At 39.8% G+C, this 16007-nt stretch carries 13 protein-coding genes; 3 read left to right on the forward strand and 10 right to left on the reverse strand.

Going from position 1 to position 16007, the window contains the following annotated elements:
* Positions 1 to 693: 693 nt before the first annotated feature.
* From dprA to HWX15_RS08175, 6 genes are all read right to left on the reverse strand, one after another.
* Complete coding sequence (gene dprA, locus HWX15_RS08150; RefSeq protein ID WP_175880803.1) at positions 694 to 1542, reverse strand: DNA-processing protein DprA; 849 nt, start codon at positions 1540 to 1542, stop codon at positions 694 to 696.
* Between the two features lie 87 nt (positions 1543 to 1629).
* A complete protein-coding gene (locus tag HWX15_RS08155) occupies positions 1630 to 2319 on the reverse strand; it encodes a sugar phosphate nucleotidyltransferase (protein WP_000643974.1) in 690 nt (229 codons plus the stop codon).
* Between the two features lie 11 nt (positions 2320 to 2330).
* Positions 2331 to 3209, reverse strand: a complete 879-nt coding sequence (locus HWX15_RS08160) for a DMT family transporter (protein WP_175880804.1) — start codon at positions 3207 to 3209, stop codon at positions 2331 to 2333.
* Positions 3199 to 4068, reverse strand: a complete 870-nt coding sequence (locus tag HWX15_RS08165; protein ID WP_175880805.1) for a phosphotransferase family protein — start codon at positions 4066 to 4068, stop codon at positions 3199 to 3201. Before HWX15_RS08165 ends, HWX15_RS08160 begins: the two co-directional genes overlap by 11 nt.
* A 16-nt stretch (positions 4069 to 4084) precedes the next feature.
* Positions 4085 to 5107 carry a ribitol-5-phosphate dehydrogenase gene (locus HWX15_RS08170; protein WP_175880806.1) on the reverse strand — a complete coding sequence of 341 codons (1023 nt, stop codon included), beginning with the start codon at positions 5105 to 5107 and terminating at the stop codon, positions 4085 to 4087.
* 4 nt (positions 5108 to 5111) lie between these two features.
* A complete protein-coding gene (locus tag HWX15_RS08175; RefSeq protein WP_175880807.1) occupies positions 5112 to 5819 on the reverse strand; it encodes an IspD/TarI family cytidylyltransferase in 708 nt (235 codons plus the stop codon).
* Between the two features lie 440 nt (positions 5820 to 6259).
* On the opposite strand from HWX15_RS08175, the gene tacF reads away from it, so the two are divergent.
* From tacF to HWX15_RS08190, 3 genes are read left to right on the forward strand one after another with little or no spacing between them, the layout of a single operon-like run.
* On the forward strand, positions 6260 to 7747 hold the full coding sequence (gene tacF / locus HWX15_RS08180) for a type IV teichoic acid flippase TacF (protein ID WP_175880808.1): 1488 nt from the start codon (positions 6260 to 6262) through the stop codon (positions 7745 to 7747).
* A 9-nt stretch (positions 7748 to 7756) separates the two neighbouring features.
* Positions 7757 to 8560 (forward strand): LicD family protein, encoded by an 804-nt coding sequence (locus tag HWX15_RS08185; RefSeq protein ID WP_175880809.1) that lies wholly within the window; start codon positions 7757 to 7759, stop codon positions 8558 to 8560.
* Position 8561: 1 nt separating this feature from the next.
* Entirely contained in the window at positions 8562 to 9371 is an 810-nt protein-coding gene (locus HWX15_RS08190) for a LicD family protein (RefSeq protein ID WP_175880810.1), read from the forward strand.
* Between the two features lie 269 nt (positions 9372 to 9640).
* Here the strand turns inward: HWX15_RS08190 and carB are convergent, their stop codons facing one another.
* The 4 genes from carB to pyrR all read right to left on the reverse strand — a co-directional run bounded on the left by carB (position 9641) and on the right by pyrR (position 15857).
* Positions 9641 to 12817, reverse strand: a complete 3177-nt coding sequence (gene carB, locus HWX15_RS08195; protein WP_175880811.1) for a carbamoyl-phosphate synthase large subunit — start codon at positions 12815 to 12817, stop codon at positions 9641 to 9643.
* A 447-nt stretch (positions 12818 to 13264) separates the two neighbouring features.
* Positions 13265 to 14344, reverse strand: a complete 1080-nt coding sequence (locus HWX15_RS08200) for a carbamoyl phosphate synthase small subunit (RefSeq protein ID WP_175880812.1) — start codon at positions 14342 to 14344, stop codon at positions 13265 to 13267.
* Positions 14345 to 14393: 49 nt separating this feature from the next.
* The gene (locus HWX15_RS08205; protein WP_004260121.1) at positions 14394 to 15317 is read right to left on the reverse strand and encodes an aspartate carbamoyltransferase catalytic subunit; all 924 of its coding nucleotides are present in this window, start codon (positions 15315 to 15317) and stop codon (positions 14394 to 14396) included.
* Between the two features lie 18 nt (positions 15318 to 15335).
* Positions 15336 to 15857, reverse strand: a complete 522-nt coding sequence (pyrR, locus tag HWX15_RS08210; protein ID WP_175880813.1) for a bifunctional pyr operon transcriptional regulator/uracil phosphoribosyltransferase PyrR — start codon at positions 15855 to 15857, stop codon at positions 15336 to 15338.
* Between the last annotated feature and the right edge of the window lie 150 nt (positions 15858 to 16007).

Here is a 16007-nt window from a genome sequence, read left to right on the forward strand (position 1 = left end):
AACAAACTCAATACTTTAGTAGTCTGATATGCCAATCTCATGAGGTCTTTTTATCATTTTCCATCATATCCTGACGCAAATGTCTACTGCTAGCTCTCATCAACTTCATTTCTAGTAAATGAAAATCAAACTCGGAAGCTCACCGTAGATTGCTCAAAACACAACAAGACAAAGCTGAGTTGACGTAAAAAGTTTTTTGAAGAGTGTCACCATCAATTTCAGACCATTTTTTATAATAACCATTTTATTTTTATCTGTCAAGGTCTTTAAATTCTTTCTTAAACAAGCCTTGTAATCTCTACTTTTGAAGAATTTATTTTTCCTTACTGGCAATACTTGAGACGATACTGCTCCCTGATAATAAGCTGACCAAGATTAGTCACAAGCAACTCTCCTTTCTCAATCACACTAAATTGCTTTCCTTCCTATGAGAAAAGTCCTCCACTCTACTTATTCACTTAGAAAAAACGCATAAGATCAAGTGAAAAAAACCTGATAGGATGCGTTTTATTGTGGGGATATTTACTTCATTTTTTATTAAAAATTGATTTTTTCTCAGGATTCTATCTTAGGGAATATTTATACTCAATGAAAATCAAAGAGCAAACTAGTAAGCTAGCCGCAGGCTGCTCAAAACACTGTTTGAGGTTGCAGATAAAGCTGACGTGGTTTGAATTTGATTTTCGAAGAGTATTAAAATTCAAATTCCGCAAGAACATCTTGCCCGCTGGTGACCAATTTTGCACCTTCTTGAATCAAATGATGGCAACCGTCTGATAGTCCATCTAAAATGCTACCAGGAATAGCAAAGACATCGCGCCCTTCTTCCATTGCTCGCTCACAGGTAATGAGACTACCTGAACGCATCTTGGCCTCTGCTACAATCACACCACGACAAAGTCCAGCAATGATGCGATTACGGGCAGGAAAATGAAATTTCAGAGGTTGTTCACCAGGCCCATACTCACTGAGAACTAGATGATCATTGCCGATGTAATCTTGTAAGCGTTTATTAGCTTTTGGATAAAATACATCCATTCCTGTTCCAATCACTGCAATGGTTTTTCCGCCATTCTGAAGAGCTGCCATATGAGCTGCTGTGTCAATGCCCTTGGCTAAGCCACTGACGATAACCAGTTCATTTTCCAATCCCTGAATGACTTTTTCAACTGACTTAGCTCCCTGTCTGCTACAAGCACGACTACCCACAACCGCTACTTTTGGAAATTTCAAGAGGTCAAGATTTCCCTTGTAAAATAAAAGTACAGGCGCGTCGTATATTTCACTCAAATCCCAAGGATAACAGTCATCTAAAATAGAGAAAGATGGAAATTTTTGAAATTCTTTCTCCAAATGCGCATCGTCTATCTGAAAATAACGCTCCATAAAAACGGCTGGATTACGGCAACCTGATATATCTGCAATATCACCTAACAAAAGCTCCTGATCGACATTTTCACCGTATTCTAGGACTTTCAAAATCTGTTGATTGGTCAAACCTGATTTTTTTAACTTATAGATTTCATAGTTTGTGATTTTCATAAATAGCTCCATTTCTTTTTCTACTCATCTATTTATTCGTAAAAAAATCAAAAAACATCCGACTATTTTAGCCAGATGTTGGAATCTTTAATTTTCGTTTTTAAGAATTTCTTCTAATTTATGATAGTCTTGGACACTATCGATCTCATAGATGCTATTGCCTTCTAACTCTTCAACATAGACATCTAGCTCTTTGATATTGTCCTTAACCATATTGTCCCAGTATAGATCAACAAATTCACCACTTGCATAGGCCTTGTCAATAAAGCTAACAATCTTTTCTGCAGTTGGGGCATCCCAGAAGGATACCCCACTAAGGATACGACCTGCCTTACTATCAACAGTAATGTCTTGAACCTTGTAGTCATCTCCATAGACCAAGAACCATTCGTTGGTACAATCTTCACGATAAACACTAAAATAAGTCGAACGTGTCAAATCATTGCGGAACATATTTTTGAAGAGATAGTTATCGGCATCAATAACATAGCTGTTAGCCAATTCTTCTTTTACAAGATAGAGAGAGTAAAAGTTATTGTAGTCAGCGTATTTATCATTGAAAACGAGGCGAACACCATATTTTTCTTTTAAGTAATCGAATTGTTCTTTAAGGTAACCAACGATGATGATGATGTCATTGATTCCTTTTTCTTTGAGAAACTCAATCTGGTATTCAATCAAAGGTTTTTGATTAACCTGAACCAAGGCTTTAGGGGTATTTTCAGTCATAGGACGCAAGCGAGTTCCCAATCCCGCTGCTAAGATAATGGCTTTCACACGAATCTCCTTTATTCTTTAATAATAATATAAACTCCAGCAATGACGACAAGTGACGTAATAATTGTCAGCATATCTAGCGGTGCACCCAAGAAAACAACTGCAAACAAGACAGTCCATACTACATAGCTCACGTTCAAGCCTGTAGCCTTGGCTGGTTGCAATCGATTGATAGCGATATAATAAGCCAAGTAGGAAATCATATCAAAGGCTGCAAAGACAATCATAAGACCTAGCAATTGTCCACTGGCCACTTCTGCAAATGACTGATGAGAGAAGAGCACAATCACAAGATAGGACAAGAATGAAGTCACTTGACGGATTAAGAGGGCTTCGATTTCACTCAATTCACTTTCCATGGCAAAAGAGCTAAGAACACTCTCACTTCCCCATGCAATGGCACAAACCAAAGCACAGAGAATACCAATGTAGAAGGAATTAACCTGTTCAACCTTATAGGTCTGAGCAATTATCCCTCCAATAATCAAGACAATCCCAAATACAGTATTTTTTGAAATCTTGTGCTTCAAAAAGAAGAAAGCTAATAAAACTGAAATCGCAGGATAGATAGCGGATACTGATGAAGCTAAGGAACTTCCGATATACTTAACCGCATAAAGATTGGCCTGCATACCGATAGGGCCTGCTAGCAAGGCTCCGATGATAACACTAACATTGCGAATATTTAAGAAAATTGAGAGGCGAACTTTTCCTTCTTTTACCAAGAGAAAAGCTAGTAAGATAAAGATACTCAAGAAATCGTGAGCAGCGGCCACCACAAAGGGCGACAAATCTGTAAAAATCGAAAAGATATAAGCACTAATCGTTAGACCCAACCCCCAGAAAATACCTGAAAGTAGACCAAAAGAAACTCCATTTTTAGTTTTCATCTGAACCTCCATAATAAGCCAAACCTTTGACAGCTCTTTGGTAACGACTCACACCATAGTCACCAAAATCTGCACCTTGCTCTTCTTTATAGACTGTCCATAAACTCCAAATGATATCTTGTAAAATTTTATAAATGGTAATCTTTTCTCGAGAGACAGGTGTTTGGTCACTCTCATAGTGAGACAAGAAGTCTTCTTCCTCTTGACGAGTGAATTCAGACTCTAAAAAGAGGGCAGCCAAATCCCACATTGGATCGTTCATTGATGAATATTCCCAGTCAATCAGATAAAGTCGTCCTTGTGGTGACTCGATAAAGTTTTCAGGCACCAAATCGATATGACAAGATTTTCTGTCAACACCTAAGTCAGCCAGTCTTTTCTCTAAGGAGAAGACTTCTTCTCGAACAGTTTCATAGTTGGCATAAGGGATTTTCTCTTCAATCAAGGATTCGTATTTTTTGATTTCTTCAAAAGGAGCAAATTCTCCCCTTAATTCCTTGCCAGAAGCATGAATGGTTTGTAATATTGGAGCAATTTTATCAAATTTGGTCTTGATTGACCTTGAATCAAGCGTAATAGCAGATTCGATATACTCATTTACTTTGATACCAGCTTCAATATCAAAAAGATAATTTTTTACATCTAAGTCTAAATCCTTTAGTAGTTCAAGATTGTACTTTTCATCTTGTCGATTGATCAGTTTTTCTGTCCCTTTACCAAAGAATTTAACAATGTATTGCTTATTTGTTGTTTTGACCAAATAGTTTTGATTGGTCATTCCCCCCAATTGTTCGACACTGAGGACTTCCTCTTCTGCGCTAAGTAGGGAAGAAATTTTCTCTTTAATGATTTTCTCCACAATTAACCTCCAGCACTTATACTTCCCACTTAAACACGGTTTTAAAGGCTGTGTTTAAATCGGTTGCAAAGACACGGTGAATATCTTTAATTTCTCTTACAGGTTCTTCTAGATAAAGGATATTTTTAAGACGATTTGCGAATTTCTTGACTTCCATCATTTGGATGGCATTTTCAAAATCGATGCGACCAGAACGAGAGGAACCAACCAAGAGCAAGCCTTTTTCTAAGGCATCGCGTGTATTGAGATTGACTTTATACTCGCTAACGCCCATCATGAGAATCGTTCCCTGAGGACGAATATAGCGAATCAGGTCATTTATAGCCGGTCCAGTACCATTACCACCACAACACTCAAAAGCATGGTCAAAGGCCAAATCTTCAGGAATATTATCCGTAATATAGCATTCTTTGGCAAATGAGAAGAGTTCCAACTTTTCCCAATGACGACCAATAACCACAATCTCTGCTTCTGGCAAAGTATAGTTGATAATATTGGCAACCACAAATGCTAAACTTCCATCTCCGATAACGGCGATTCGGTCCCGCTTGCTATGAGCAAGGGTCAATAGACGATTCATAGCATGCATGCCGACACTAACAAACTCTGTAATGGCTGCAACCGTATCTTCGATAGCATCATAAGCCACCACACGGTCTTTAGGGAGAGAAACAAACTCTCTCATAAAGCCATCAGATCCACTAGACAAGAAATGGGTCCCTGTCATGTAGTTCTCATAGAATTCTTCATCACTCTGCATAGGAGGCTGATTGGGAATCATGACAACTTTTTGCCCAACCTCATAGGTTCCTGTCGGGTCAGAAATAACGGTTCCACATGACTCATGAATCATTGCCATTGGGAGTTTTTTATTCAAAATCTTTGGATCACGTTTTCCCTGGTAGTAACGCTGATCCGCATGACAGACCGCCATATAATTAGGGCGGATGAGGATATGATTCTCTTGGTCAATAGCCTCTTCCTGATATTTGACATTGATAAACTTAGGCTTAGTTAGTTGATAAATTTGATTAATCATATCACTAGTCTTTCTCAATCATACTTTTTGCAATCTTCAAATCTGTTACGGTTGTAATTTTTAGATTTGAATATTCACCCTTAGCCAATGCCACATCTTTTCCTTTGATCACAAAGATTTTACATGCATCTGTCAAGATTTCCTTCTCTTCAGTAGAAAGAGAGCCATAAAGGTCCATGAAATCCTTGCAACGGAATGTTTGAGGTGTCTGTCCTTGATAAAGGTGAGCACGATTTGGAATATCTGTAATAAATTGACCATTGGTACTTTCAACGATAGTATCAACCGCTTCTACCACTGTGTCCACTGCGTCATGATTTTGGGCAAGTTGGATATTGTCCTGAATCATGCGAAGTGTAATAAATGGACGAACAGAATCGTGTGTAACAACGATATCCTCTGGAGTAAGCGGACGATAAGCATCAATGGCTTCAATGATTTTCTCAATACTCGTATTGCGGTCAGCACCACCTTTTGTAATGATGATACGTTCCTTATGAAGAGGAAGATATTTATCTACAAGATCTTCTGCATGAGAAACCCAGTCTCCATGAACCCCAACTACAATTTTTTCAATGCTTGGTTCCAAGACAAATTTTTCAATTGTATGAATCAAAATAGGTCGATCACCTAGCTCTAAAAATTGTTTTGGCAAGTTACTGATCCCCATGCGTGTACCAGTTCCACCAGCAAGAATTCCTGCATAAATCATCTATTTTCTCCTTCGTCTTACTAAAAAAACTTATTCTCTCTATTATACCACAATCTAGTCCTATCATGAAAGAAATACCGACCCTCCCGTTCTAGAATAGAAGGATTAAAGAGTTCTATTATTCAAAGAAACTAGTCCATTTCTAGTAATGACTGGGAATTCTGTAGTCATTACCAATAAATGGCTGTGAAATTTTAGAGTTCTTCAGAATAATATAGTTTTCTTAAAGAAAACTTAAAATTAAGCTTTGAAACTTCAAAGTGATTACTTGACTTATACTCAATGAAAATCAAAAAGCAAACTAGGAAGCTAGCCGTAAGCTGTACTTGAGTACGGTAAGGCGACGCTGACGTGGTTTGAATTTGATTTTCGAAGAGTATTACTGCCCTTCATTTCTTATTAGCTGACTTTATGATATAATGAAAAACGAGGTAAATTGAATGAAAAGTATAAAATTAAATGCTCTATCTTACATGGGAATTCGTGTCTTAAATATTATTTTTCCCATCCTAACTGGAACCTATGTCGCGCGTGTCTTGGACCGAACTGACTATGGTTACTTCAACTCAGTCGACACAATTTTGTCATTTTTCTTACCCTTTGCAACTTATGGAGTCTATAACTACGGTTTACGGGCCATCAGTAATGTCAAGGATAACAAAAAAGATCTGAATAGAACCTTCTCGAGTCTTTTTTATTTGTGCATAGCTTGTACGATTTTGACCACTGCTGTCTATATCCTAGCCTATCCTCTCTTCTTTACTGATAATCCAATCGTCAAAAAAGTCTATCTTGTTATGGGGATCCAACTCATTGCCCAGATTTTTTCAATCGAGTGGGTCAATGAAGCTCTGGAAAATTACAGTTTTCTCTTTTACAAGACTGCCTTCATCCGTATCCTGATGCTAGCCTCTATTTTCCTGTTTGTCAAAAATGAACACGATATTGTTGTCTACACACTAGTGATGAGTTTATCGACACTAATTAACTATCTGATTAGTTATTTTTGGATTAAAAGAGACATTAAGCTTGTTAAGATTCACCTAAGTGATTTTAAACCGCTCTTTCTCCCTCTGACAGCCATGTTGGTCTTTGCTAATGCCAATATGCTCTTCACTTTTTTAGATCGTCTCTTCCTCGTTAAAACAGAGATTGATGTCAACGTTAGTTACTACACCATAGCTCAGCGAATTGTGACCGTTATAGCTGGGGTTGTAACAGGTGCAATTGGAGTGAGTGTGCCTCGTCTCAGTTACTATTTGGGTAAAGGAGACAAAGAAGCCTATGTTTCTCTAGTTAATAGAGGTAGTCGAATCTTTAACTTCTTTATCATTCCACTGAGCTTTGGACTCATGGTCTTAGGGCCAAATGCCATCCTACTTTACGGTAGTGAAAAATATATCGGAGGCGGTATCTTAACCTCTCTCTTCGCTTTTCGTACGATTATCCTGGCACTAGATACCATTCTTGGTTCCCAAATTCTCTTTACCAATGGCTATGAAAAACGTATCACAGTCTATACAGTCTTTGCTGGGTTACTCAATTTGGGCTTAAATAGTCTCCTCTTTTTCAACCATATCGTGGCTCCTGAATACTACTTACTCACAACTATGCTATCAGAGGCCTCTCTACTTGTTTTCTATATCGTTTTCATCCATAGGAAACAGCTTATTCACTTGGGACATATCTTTGGCTATACTGTTCGATACTCGCTCTTTTCACTTTCTTTCGTGGGAATTTATTTCCTGATCAATTTCTTGTATCCTGTGGATATGGTCATTAATTTGCCATTTTTGATGAATACTGGTTTGATTGTCTTGCTATCAGCTATCTCTTATATTGGTCTACTCGTCTTCACAAAAGATAGCATTTTCTATGAATTTTTAAACCATGTCCTAGCCTTAAAAAATAAATTCAAAAGATCATAGGAGTTTAAAATGAAACAACTAACCATTGAAGATGCCAAACAAATTGAATTAGAAATTTTGGATTATATTGATACTCTCTGTAAAAAGCACAATATCAACTATATTATTAACTACGGTACTCTGATTGGGGCGGTTCGACATAAGGGCTTTATCCCTTGGGACGACGATATTGATTTATCCATGCCTCGAGAAGACTACCAACGATTTATAAACATTTTTCAAAAGGAAAAAAGTAAATACAAAATTTTATCCTTAGAAACAGATAAAAACTACTTTAACAACTTTATAAAAATAACCGACAGTACGACTAAAATTGTTGATACTCGAAATACAAAAACCTATGAGTCTGGTGTCTTTATTGACATTTTCCCTATGGACCGATTTGATAATCCTAAGGTCATTGATACTTGTTACAAACTGGAAAGCTTCAAACTACTGTCTTTCAGTAAACATAAAAATATTGTCTATAAGGATAGCCTTTTAAAAGATTGGATACGAACAGCCTTCTGGTTACTCCTTCGACCTGTTTCTCCTCGTTATTTCGCACATAAAATCGAGAAAGAAATTCAAAAATATAGTCGTGAGAATGGGCAGTATATGGCTTTTATCCCTTCTAAATTTAAGGAAAAGGAAGTCTTCCCAAGTGGTACTTTTGATAAAACAATCGATTTGCCCTTTGAAAATTTAAGCCTTCCAGCACCTGAAAAATTTGATACTATTTTGACACAATTTTATGGAGATTATATGACCCTACCACCAGAAGAAAAACGCTTCTACAGTCATGAATTTCACGCTTATAAATTGGAGGATTAGGATGCAGTATTTAGAAAAAAAAGAAATTAAAGAAATTCAACTAGCCCTGCTAGACTATATTGATGAGACTTGTAAGAAACATGATATTCCTTATTTTCTCAGTTATGGAACCATGCTTGGAGCTATCCGCCACAAAGGTATGATTCCTTGGGATGATGATATTGATATTTCCCTTTATCGTGAGGATTATGAGCGTTTACTGAAGATTATTGAAGCAGAAAATCACCCTCGCTACAAGGTTCTTTCCTACGATACATCTTCTTGGTACTTCCATAATTTCGCATCGATTTTGGATACTTCTACTGTTATCGAAGACCATGTTAAGTACAAGCGTCATGACACCAGTCTCTTTATCGATGTCTTCCCAATTGATCGCTTTACAGACTTGAGCATTGTCGATAAGAGTTATAAGTATGTAGCCCTTCGTCAACTGGCTTATATCAAAAAATCACGCGCAGTTCACGGTGATAGCAAGTTAAAAGATTTTCTAAGATTATGTAGCTGGTACGCCCTCCGAGTGGTCAATCCCCGTTACTTTTACAAGAAAATTGATCAGCTAGTCAAAAATGCTGTAACCAGCACTCCTCAATATGAAGGAGGAATTGGGATAGGTAAGGAAGGGATGAAAGAAATCTTCCCAGTTGATACTTTTAAAGAACTGATTTTAACCGAGTTTGAAGGTCGTATGTTGCCTGTGCCAAAAAAATATGACCAATTTTTAACCCAGATGTATGGGGATTATATGACACCACCATCAAAAGAAATGCAAGAATGGTATAGTCATAGCATTAAAGCTTATCGTAAAAACTGATTGAGGGCGACCATACAAACTACTAAGATAGAGGTTATTCAAAAACATAATTTTAGTAGAAAATGAAGTAAATATTCCTACAATAAAACGCATAATATCAAGGTTTTCAACACCTGATATTATGCGTTTTCCTTATCTTCTTAAAGACCTTTTGTCCAACTTATTTTCCTATTTGTACTCTTCGAAAATCTCTTCAAACCGTGTCAATGTCGCCTTGCCGTACTCAAGTACAGCCTGCGACTAGTTTGCTCTTTGATTTTCATTGGGTATTAAATGGCTTCTGTAACAAAACTACGGCTTTCCAATACTTTGAGCATGGCGTTAGCTGTATCTAAGGCTGTAAAGAGGGGCACCCCGTGTTCAATGGCTGAACGGCGGATTTGCTCACCATCTTCGTCAGCAGTTCGTTTGGTTCCCACTGTATTAATGATAGCCTGGATTCTTCCTTTGCGAACAAAGCTTGGGATATCCTGATCATCATCACCAATCTTACCAACAGGTTGAGCTTGCAGTCCATGACTAGCAAAGAAGGCTGCTGTCCCTTCTGTCGCAAGGATTCCATAGCCAATGTTTTGGAAACGACGAGCCAAGTCCAAGGCTTCTTCTTTTGCATCATCAGCAATGGTAAAGACAACATTACCAAAAGTTGGCAAGTGTAAGTAAGAAGCTTCAAAGGCCTTATAGAGAGCTTTTTCCAAAGTCGTATCAGAACCCATAACTTCCCCTGTTGACTTCATTTCAGGACCAAGTAAGCTGTCTACCTTAGCTAGTTTGGTAAAGGAGAAGACAGGTGCCTTGATATGAACGCGGGTGCTTTCAGGGTAAAGTCCATCTTGGTAGCCAAGTTCTTCAAGTTTTTGACCAAGAATGAGCTTGGTTGCTACTTGAGCCATAGGGATATTGGTTACCTTAGAAAGGAATGGAACGGTACGGCTGGCACGTGGATTGACCTCAATAACATAGACTTTTTCATCCTTGATGACAAACTGGATGTTCATCATTCCAAGGCAGTTAAGACCGATTACTAGGCGTTTAGTATAGTCTGCGATTGTTTCTTGTACCTTTTGCGACAAGGTTTGTGGTGGGTAAACGGCCATTGAGTCACCTGAGTGGACACCAGCACGTTCGATATGCTCCATGATACCAGGGATGAGTACATTTTTACCATCTGAAATGGCATCAACTTCGCACTCTTGTCCAACGATATAAGAGTCTACAAGGACTGGATGGTCAGGACTAGCCTTAACCGCTGTACGCATGTAAGAACGAAGATCTTCTTCATTTTCTACGATTTCCATAGCACGTCCACCTAAAACATAAGATGGGCGAACTAAGACTGGGAAGCCAATCTTGCGAGCTGCAAGAACTGCTTCTTCTTCATTGGTAGCCGTTTGTCCTGGTGGCTGTGGAATATTCAAATCTTTAAGAGCTTGCTCAAAGAGGTCACGATCTTCGGCACGGTCTAGGTCAGGAACCTGTGTACCAAGGATGGTCACACCTGCTTTTGCCAATGGCTCCGCAAGGTTGATGGCTGTCTGACCACCGAACTGAACGATAACACCTTTTGGTTGCTCCAAGTCAATGACGTTCATAACATCTTCGAATGTCAATGGTTCAAAATAGAGCTTGTCAGATACCGAGAAGTCTGTAGAAACGGTCTCTGGATTTGAATTCATGATGATGGCTTCATAACCAGCAGCTTGAATCGCCTTAACAGAGTGAACAGTTGCGTAGTCAAACTCGACCCCTTGCCCGATACGGATTGGACCTGAACCTAGGACCAGTACAGATTCCTTGTCAGACTTGATAGACTCATTTTCCCAACCATAGGTTGAATAGAAGTATGGTGTTTCAGAGTCAAATTCTGCCGCACAAGTATCTACCATCTTATAAACTGGAACAATCTTATTTTCCAAACGAAGCTGACGAACTTGGGCTGCAGTCGTTTCCCAAAGTTCAGCAACCTTACGGTCTGAAAAGCCATTCAATTTTGCAGTTTTCAAAACTTCAAGATCTTGTGGATGGGCACCCAACTCCTGCTCAATTTCAAAGATATGCAAGAGTTTATCGAGATAAAAGATATCGATTTTTGTAAGCTCTGCAATTTCTTCTGGTGTGTAGCCACGACGAATGGCTTCTGATACGTAGAATAGACGATCATCTTGGGCTTTGACTACTTTTTCAATCAAGGCATCATCAGAAACTGATGCAAGTTCAGGCATTTCATTGTGGTGCACCCCAATTTCAAGGGAACGACAAGCTTTAAGGAGAGATTCTTCGATGTTACGGCCAATCGCCATGACTTCTCCAGTCGCCTTCATCTGTGTCCCAAGACGGCGCTCACCCTTTTCAAACTTGTCAAATGGGAAACGTGGAATCTTGGCAACAACGTAGTCAAGGGCAGGCTCAAACATGGCATAGGTTGAACCTGTAACTGGGTTGATAACCTCATCCAAGGTCAAACCTACTGCAATCTTGGCAGCCAACTTAGCAATCGGGTACCCTGTCGCTTTAGAAGCAAGGGCTGACGAACGCGATACACGAGGATTTACTTCAATAACATAATACTTAAAGCTGTGGGGATCAAGGGCCAGCTGAACGTTACATCCACCTTCAATCTTGAGGGCACGAATAATGCTCAAGCTTGCGTCACGAAGCATTTGGTTTTCATAGTCTGACATAGTCTGAGCTGGGGCAAATACAATGGAATCCCCTGTGTGAATTCCAACCGGGTCAAAGTTTTCCATGTTACAAACAACCAAAGCATTGTCAGCTGAGTCACGCATCACTTCGTATTCGATTTCCTTGAAGCCAGCAATCGAACGCTCAATCAAACATTGGGTCACAGGTGACAATTTCAATCCATTTTCAGCGATTTCACGCAATTCTTCCTCGTTGGCACACATACCACCACCAGTACCACCAAGAGTAAAGGCTGGACGAACGATGACTGGGTAGTCAATTGTTGCTGCAAAGGCAACAGCTTCTTCGACTGTATTTACAATTTCTGATTCTGGAATTGGTTGATTCAGCTCTTCCATCAATTGTTTAAAGAGGTCACGGTCCTCCGCTTGGTCAATGGCAGATAATTTAGTTCCCAGAAGCTCAACACCAAGCTCATCAAGGATACCATTCTTAGATAATTCCATGGCCATGTTGAGACCTGTCTGACCACCGAGTGTTGGTAGCAAAGCATCTGGACGTTCCTTACGGAGAATACGAGTCACAAACTCAAGTGTAATCGGTTCGATATAGACCTTGTCCGCAATCTCCTTGTCCGTCATGATGGTGGCAGGGTTTGAGTTAACCAAGACAACCTCATAACCTTCCTCTTTCAACGACAAGCAAGCCTGGGTCCCAGCATAGTCAAACTCAGCAGCCTGACCAATAATAATCGGACCAGAACCAATCACCATAATTTTTTGAATATCAGTACGTTTAGGCATAGTTTATGATACAAAGCCCGTAAAGAACACAGTGAAAATAGGAAACTCGGTGCAGACGCCTTTAGCGTCAAGACGATGTTTATCTTTTTCACACAGTTCTTAGGGCGTGTTCACTTCCGCGAACAATGTATCTTCTCCTTTCTATTCGTCGCCTCTCAGGGCGACATTAAATAAATTCTCCGATAATTTTTTAGCGAAACGATACTTTTCGGTAAAAAATCTAGTGCAGGGAGTTTTTAGTTCGCCTGATAGCGACTAAAAGAAACGACCTGCCTTTCTATTCGGCAACTCTCGGGTTGCCATTAAATAGGATACAAAGGACGAATAGAGAGCGATTGAATGTTAGGAAACTAAAGAAGGATTAACAATCCAAGTTGGTTTCTCTAAATTCCGAGCTTTCCGTCCGTGTTCAGTTACATAAGTTCTCCGACGAGCTATCACTCGTCCTTAGTTTGATTGTTTAAAAGCTTCCATCATCTCGATAAATTCGTCAAATAGGTAGCTTGCATCATGAGGACCAGGGGCTGCATCTGGATGGTATTGAACAGAGAAAGCAGGTTGGTATCTGTGACGCACACCTTCAACTGACTTGTCATTGATTTCTTCGTGGGTAATGATTAAATGCTCTGGCAAATCCTCACGGCTGACTGCATAACCATGGTTTTGACTTGTAAAATCCACACGTCCTGTAGCAATTTCGCGTACCGCATGGTTGAATCCACGGTGTCCAAATTTCATCTTATAGGTCTTAGCACCATTTGCCATTGCAAAGAGTTGATGTCCCATACAAATACCAAAGATTGGAATTTTCCCTTGCACACCACGAATCATGTCCAGTGCTTGTGGAACATCTTCTGGGTTACCTGGACCGTTTGACAACATAACTCCGTCAGGATTGAGATGGAGAATTTCTTCCGCCGTTGTTGAATAAGGAACAACCGTCACGTTACAGTTTCGCTTAGAAAGTTCACGTAGGATTGAGTGCTTGAGACCAAAGTCCACCAAGACAACACTCAAACCAACTCCTGGAGCTGGATAGGATGTTTTAGTAGAAACCTGCTTGATATTGTCTGTCGGCAAAACTGTTGCTTGGAGCTGATCCGTTACATGGTCCATACTGTCTCCAACATGAGTCAAGGTTGCACGCATAGTACCATGCTTACGGATAATCTTGGTAAGGGCACGCGTATCAATTCCTGAAATACCTGGAATTTTCTTGGATTTCAAAAATTCATCCAAGGTCATTTGGTTGCGCCAATTACTTGCTCTACGTGCTTCTTCAAAAACAACGACTCCCTTACAAGTTGGAATAATGGATTCGTAATCATCACGGTTGATTCCATAATTTCCTACCAAAGGATAAGTAAAGGTCAAGATTTGTCCATTATAAGACTGGTCTGTAATGGATTCTTGATAGCCGGTCATTCCTGTATTAAAGACGATTTCGCCTGTTACATCAATATCTGCTCCGAAGGCCTTGCCTTCAAAAACTGTGCCATCTTCTAATACTAGAAGTCTTTTTGTCATATTTTCACCTCTCGTGGACGCTCACTGGCGTCTTTTAACGTCTTGTGTTTTAGTTGGCGTTTCTACTCGCCAGTACGGATTCTAAGATTGCCATTCGAACAAAGACACCATTGGTCATTTGTTGGACAATCCGTGATTTTGGTGCTTCAACCAAGTGGTCTGCGATTTCTACATCACGGTTGACTGGAGCTGGGTGCATGAGGATTGCTGTTTCTTTCAAACGGTCATAACGTTCTTGAGTCAAGCCATGTTGGGCATGGTAGTCTTCTTTTGAAAATACAGCTCCACTATCATGGCGTTCGTGTTGCACACGGAGAAACATCATAACATCCACCTGATCAATGATTTCATCAATAGTTACAAACTGTCCATAATCTGCAAACTCTTGACTTCTCCATTCCTCAGGTCCAGCAAAATAAAGTTCTGCACCTAAACGTTTCAAAATCTGCATATTAGATTTGGCAACACGTGAGTGATCCAAGTCGCCTGCAATCGCAACCTTGAGACCCTCAAAGTGGCCAAATTCCTCATAAATGGTCATCAAATCAAGCAAGCTCTGGCTAGGGTGTTGCCCCGAACCATCTCCACCATTGATGATGGAAGTCGTAATCGTGGGACTAGCGATCAACTCTCTGTAGTAGTCAACCTCTGGGTGGCGAATCACACAGACGTCAACTCCTAAAGCAGACAGAGTCAGGATGGTATCATAAAGTGTCTCACCCTTATTAACCGAGCTGGTCTTCACATCAAAATCAAGTCGTTCCAGCCCCAGTTTAATCTCTGCCACTTCAAAGGACTTATGCGTCCGTGTAGAATCCTCAAAGAAAAGATTGGAAACAATCGGATGGTCTTCATAAGGAAGCTGAGCTCCGTTTTTAAACTCAATTCCTCGCTTGATCAATTTCATCACTTGATCGACAGTGAGGTCTTCCATGGACACCACATGGTTCAATGCTTGTTGATTTTCTGACATGGCTACTCCTTTAGCTTTCTAAGCTTCTTCAGTAATCAGAACTCTGTCTTGACCATCAAGTTCTGCCATCTCTACGATGATTTCTTCAGAACGACTGGTTGGGATATTTTTTCCAACGTAATCTGGACGGATTGGCAATTCTCTATGTCCACGATCGACTAGAACGGCTAAACTCACGCGCGCAGGACGACCATGACTGACAATATTATCAATAGCAGCACGGATGGTACGACCTGTATAGAGCACATCATCCACCAAGATAACTTCACGGTCTGTCACATCGACAGAAACCAAAGAAGTATCTTCTCCACTTTTAATATCATCACGGAAAGGTTTGGTATCCAATTCCACAACAGGAACTGAAAGATTTTCTAACTGCTCCAAGCGTTCTTGGATTCGGTGGGCGATAAAGACACCACGAGTTTTAATACCAGCCAAGACGATTTTGTTCAAATCTTTGTTGCGTTCGATAATCTCATAAGTAATACGCGTAATCGCTCGTTTGACGGTCAATTCGTCTACAACTTCTTTTGCCTTCATGACAAACCTCCAAAAAGAAAAGTCTCCTTAAACAAGGAGACTTGAAATGTATAGCCAAGCGAGCCTTACTGCAAACAGTATAGACTTCACACTACTACTTAATCGTTCTCCTTGCCTGCCTCACGGGACAGGTTTAAAGGAATATTTAGT

It is taken from the genome of Streptococcus thalassemiae (genome assembly GCF_903645285.1).
GTDB lineage: Bacteria > Bacillota > Bacilli > Lactobacillales > Streptococcaceae > Streptococcus > Streptococcus thalassemiae.

Bases quoted from the DNA above. Each gene is read 5' to 3' on its own strand.
- dprA (WP_175880803.1), bottom strand. From the start codon at position 1,542: ATGAAAATCACAAACTATGAAATCTATAAGTTAAAAAAATCAGGTTTG.
- HWX15_RS08160 (WP_175880804.1), bottom strand. From the start codon at position 3,209: ATGAAAACTAAAAATGGAGTTTCTTTTGGTCTACTTTCAGGTATTTTC.
- HWX15_RS08170 (WP_175880806.1), bottom strand. From the start codon at position 5,107: ATGATTAATCAAATTTATCAACTAACTAAGCCTAAGTTTATCAATGTC.
- HWX15_RS08175 (WP_175880807.1), bottom strand. From the start codon at position 5,819: ATGATTTATGCAGGAATTCTTGCTGGTGGAACTGGTACACGCATGGGG.
- tacF (WP_175880808.1), top strand. From the start codon at position 6,260: ATGAAAAGTATAAAATTAAATGCTCTATCTTACATGGGAATTCGTGTC.
- HWX15_RS08185 (WP_175880809.1), top strand. From the start codon at position 7,757: ATGAAACAACTAACCATTGAAGATGCCAAACAAATTGAATTAGAAATT.
- HWX15_RS08190 (WP_175880810.1), top strand. From the start codon at position 8,562: ATGCAGTATTTAGAAAAAAAAGAAATTAAAGAAATTCAACTAGCCCTG.
- carB (WP_175880811.1), bottom strand. From the start codon at position 12,817: ATGCCTAAACGTACTGATATTCAAAAAATTATGGTGATTGGTTCTGGT.
- HWX15_RS08200 (WP_175880812.1), bottom strand. From the start codon at position 14,344: ATGACAAAAAGACTTCTAGTATTAGAAGATGGCACAGTTTTTGAAGGC.
- HWX15_RS08205 (WP_004260121.1), bottom strand. From the start codon at position 15,317: ATGTCAGAAAATCAACAAGCATTGAACCATGTGGTGTCCATGGAAGAC.
- pyrR (WP_175880813.1), bottom strand. From the start codon at position 15,857: ATGAAGGCAAAAGAAGTTGTAGACGAATTGACCGTCAAACGAGCGATT.